At 71.8% G+C, this 4,029-nt stretch carries 2 pseudogenes; both read right to left on the minus strand.

Annotation, left to right across the window (positions count from 1 at the left end):
- Positions 1-2,945 (minus strand): annotated as a pseudogene (locus OO67_RS40575) (type I polyketide synthase); the annotation flags it as partial.
- Between the two features lie 39 nt (positions 2,946-2,984).
- Positions 2,985-4,028, minus strand: a pseudogene (locus tag OO67_RS40975) (polyketide synthase dehydratase domain-containing protein); the annotation flags it as partial.
- Position 4,029: the final 1 nt, after the last annotated feature.

Genomic DNA, 4,029 nt, shown 5'->3' on the forward strand with positions numbered 1-4,029 from the left:
CGGTGGGGGGTTCGGCGAGGATGATGTGGGCGTTGGTGCCGCTGATGCCGAAGGATGAGATTCCGGCGCGTCGGGTTTTGTTGTGGGTGGTGGGCCAGGGGTGGGGTTGGGTGAGGATTTTGATGGTGCCGGTGGTCCAGTCGATGAGTTCGCTGGGTGTGGTGACGTTGAGGGTGGCGGGTAGTTCGTTGTGGTGGAGTGCCATGACCATTTTGATGATGCCGCCGACGCCGGCTGCGGCTTGGGCGTGGCCGAGGTTGGATTTGAGTGAGCCGAGCATGAGGGGTTGGTCGTGGCGTTCGCTGCCGTAGGTGGCCAGGAGTGCTTGTGCTTCGATGGGGTCGCCGAGGACGGTGCCGGTGCCGTGGGCTTCGACGGCGTCGATGCCGGAGAAGGTGAGTCCGGCGTCTTGGAGGGCTGCTCGGATGACGCGTTCCTGGGCGGGGCCGCTGGGTGCGGTGAGTCCGTTGGATGCGCCGTCCTGGTTGACGGCGGTGCCGGCGACGACGGCGAGGATGTTGTGTCCGAGGCGTTGTGCGTCGGAGAGTCGTTCGACGACGAGTACGCCGACGCCTTCGGCCCATGCGGTTCCGTCGGCGTCGGCGGAGAAGGACTTGCACCGTCCGTCCGCGGCGAGCCCCGAAGATGCCTGGTGTGGACATCACGGTCACGCCGCCGGCGAGGGCGAGCGAGCACTCACCGGAGCGCAGGGCGCGTACGGCCAGGTGGAGGGCGACCAGTGAGGACGAGCACGCGGTGTCCACCGTCAGTGCCGGGCCCTGCAGCCCCCCCAGGGTGTAGGCGATCCGGCCGGTGGCGACGCTGCCTGCGGTTCCGGTCAGGAAGTGGCCCTCGGCCTCCTCCGGCAGGCGGCCGCCACCGCCGTAGTCGTGATACATCACCCCGGTGAACACCCCGGTTTCGCTGCCGTGCAGTGATCCGGGCGCGATACCGGCCCGTTCCAGGGCCTCCCATGTCACTTCCAGCAGCAGCCGTTGCTGCGGGTCCATCGCCAGCGCCTCACGCGGTGAGATCCCGAAGAAGGCGGGGTCGAACTCGGCGGCCCCGTGGAGGAATCCGCCGTTGCGTACGTACGAGGTGCCGGGGTGGTCCGGGTCCGGGTGGTAGAGGCCGTCCAGGTCCCATCCCCGGTCGGCGGGGAACTCCGAGATCACGTCCCGCTGCTCGGCGACGACCTGCCACAGCGCCTCGGGCGAGTCCACCCCACCCGGGAAACGGCACCCCATACCGACGATCACGACCGGATCGTCGTCCGTGCGCGGGGCGGGGACGGTGACGGGCTGCGGGAGGGTGCTTCCCGCCCGTTCCCGAGCGAGCGCGAGCGTGAAGTCCACGACGGCGGCCGGCGTGGGGTGGTCGAAGACGAGGGTGGCCGGGAGACGCAGACCGGTGACGGAGTTGAGGCGGTTACGCAACTGCACCGCGAGCAGCGAGTCGACGCCGAAGCTCTTGAACGGCTGGTCCGGGTCGATCCCCTCCTCCGTGCCGCGGCCGATGACCGCGGCGAGCTGGGTGCGTACGAGGTCGAGCAGCAGGCGGCGCCCCTCCTCCTCGGACATCCGGCCGAGCTTGCGGCGCAGACCGGACTCGCCGGGGCGCCGCTGCGGAACCCGCACCAACGAGCGCAGCACCGGTGACAGGGTCCCGGCGAGCGCGTCGGAGCGCAGCGCTGCCGGGTCGAGGCGGGCCGGCACGAGCACCGGGTGGTCGTCGGCGAGTGAGCGGTCGAGGAGCTCGAGGCCCTGCTCGGTGGAGAGCGGGGCGATGCCGCGGGTCGAGAGCGAGTCGGCGTCCAAGTGCCCGGTGAGACCCGTGCGTTCGGCCCACAGGCCCCAGGCGAGCGAGGTCGCGGGACGGCCTGCCGCCCGGCGGCGGGCGGCGAGCGCGTCGAGGAAGACGTTGCCCGCCGCGTAGTTGGCCTGGCCCGGATTGCCGAGCACTCCCGCCACCGACGAGAACAGGACGAAGGCCGCCAGGTCCTGCCCTGCGGTCAGTTCGTCGAGGTGGGCGGCGGCGTCCACCTTGGGTCGCAGCACGGCGGTGAGCCGGTCCGCGGTCAGCGACCCGACGACACCGTCGTCGAGCACCCCTGCGGTGTGGACGACGGCGGTGAGCCGTACGCCGGTCAGCAGTCGCGCGAGCGCGTCGCGGTCGGCGGTGTCACAGGCGGCGAGGGTGACCTGCGCTCCCGCTTCGGTCAGCTCAGCGGTGAGCTCTTCGGCGCCCGGCGCTTCGGGGCCGCGGCGGCTGACCAGCAGCAGATGACGAGCACCGTGCCGGGTGACCATGTGCCGAGCTACCGACGCGCCGAGCACCCCGGTTCCGCCGGTGATGAGCACGGCGCCGTCCGGGTCGAGCCGGGCAGGTTCCTGAAGGTCGGCGGCGGCGGTGTGCCGGACCAGCCGAGGGGCGAGGAGGGTGCCTGCCCGCAGGGCGAGCTGGGGTTCGGTGAGTACCGGCCCGGGCACGGTGCCGGCTCCGTGGGCCTCGTCCGAGTCCATCAGAGCGAAGCGGTCGGGGTGTTCGGACTGGGCGCTCCTGATCAGGCCCCATACGGTGGCCTGGGCGGGGTTCTCGACCTCGGGACCGGCGGCGCCGTCGGTCAGTACGAGGAGTCGCGAGCCGGTGAAGCGGGGGTCGGCCAGCCATTCCTGGACCAGGCCGAGTGCCCAGATCGCCGCCTGGTGTGCGTTCGCGGCGAGGCCGGCTCCCGTGGTGTCGGGGTCCTGCGGTGTGCCCGGACATCGCTCGGCGACCGGACATCGTACGGCGACCACCTGCGGGACAGGGTCCGGGACGTCGGCCAGGTCAGTGACCAGGCACACGTCGACGCCGGCCGCGACGGCCGGGACCGGCTGCCACTCCAGCCGGAACAGCGAGTCGGCTCCGCCTCCGGCGGCCAGGTCGGCGGTGAACGGCCGCATCGTGACGGCCTCCGCGGACAGCACGGGCTTTCCGGCGCTGTCGGTGACGCGCAGGGTCACCCCGTTGCCGCCCCTCGCGCTGAGCCACACCCGAAGGGCGTCCGTGCCCTCGGCGTAGCGGGTGACGCCGGACCAGGAGAAGGGCAGGACGGTTCCACCGTCCTCGTGGAGCAGGCCGACCGCGTGCAGGGCCGCGTCCAGCAGCGCCGGATGCAGTCCGAAGGAGGCTGCGTCCACATCGGCGGGCAGGCTCACCTCGGTGTAGACGTCGCGACCGGTGCGCCAGGCGGCGCGCAGGCCCTGGAACGCGGGGCCGTAGTCGTAACCCGCTTCCGCGAGGGTGTCGTAGCGGGTCTCGACGTCGATCTCGTGGGCGCCCGGCGGTGGCCACTCGACGAGGTCGAAGTCCGCGGTGTCCTCGTCGACGTCGAGCAGGGCCACGGCGTGTCGCGCCCACGGGGCACCCGGGTCGGCGTCCTGCGGCCGGGAGTGCACGGACAACTCGCGCTGCCCGTCCGCGGTCGGCGGCTCGACGGTCATCCGGAGCTGTACGGCCTCGTCAGGCGGGAGCACCAGTGGTGTCTGGAGGGTGAGTTCGGCGAGCCGACTCCAGCCCATCCGGGCGCCCACGGCCATCGTGAGTTCGAGGAACGCGGTACCGGGCAGCAGTACGGTGCCGTGCACGGCGTGATCAGCGAGCCACGGCTGCGTGTCGAGGGCGAGCCGCCCCGTGTACACCAGCCGGTCCTCCTCGACGAGTTCGACCACGGCACCCAGCAACGGGTGCCCCGCCGAGGACAGACCGAGCCCCCGGGCGTCGGTCGCGGCGGGTTCGGGCTGGAGCCAGTAGTGCTGGCGTTGGAAGGGGTAGGGGGGCAGTTCGACGATGTGTGCGTGGTAGGGCTCGAGGAGGGTGGGCCAGTCGACGGTGACTCCGTGGGACCATGCGTCGGCGGCGGATTCCACGAAGCGTTCGAGGCTGCCCTTGTCGCGGTGGAGGGTGCCGACGGCCGCTCCGGTGTCACCGAGGGTCTCGGTGATGCTGGAGACCAGGACGGGGTGGGCGCTGACCTCGACGAACACG

It is taken from the genome of Streptomyces atroolivaceus, from assembly GCF_000717025.1.
Classification (GTDB): Bacteria; Actinomycetota; Actinomycetes; order Streptomycetales; family Streptomycetaceae; genus Streptomyces; species Streptomyces atroolivaceus.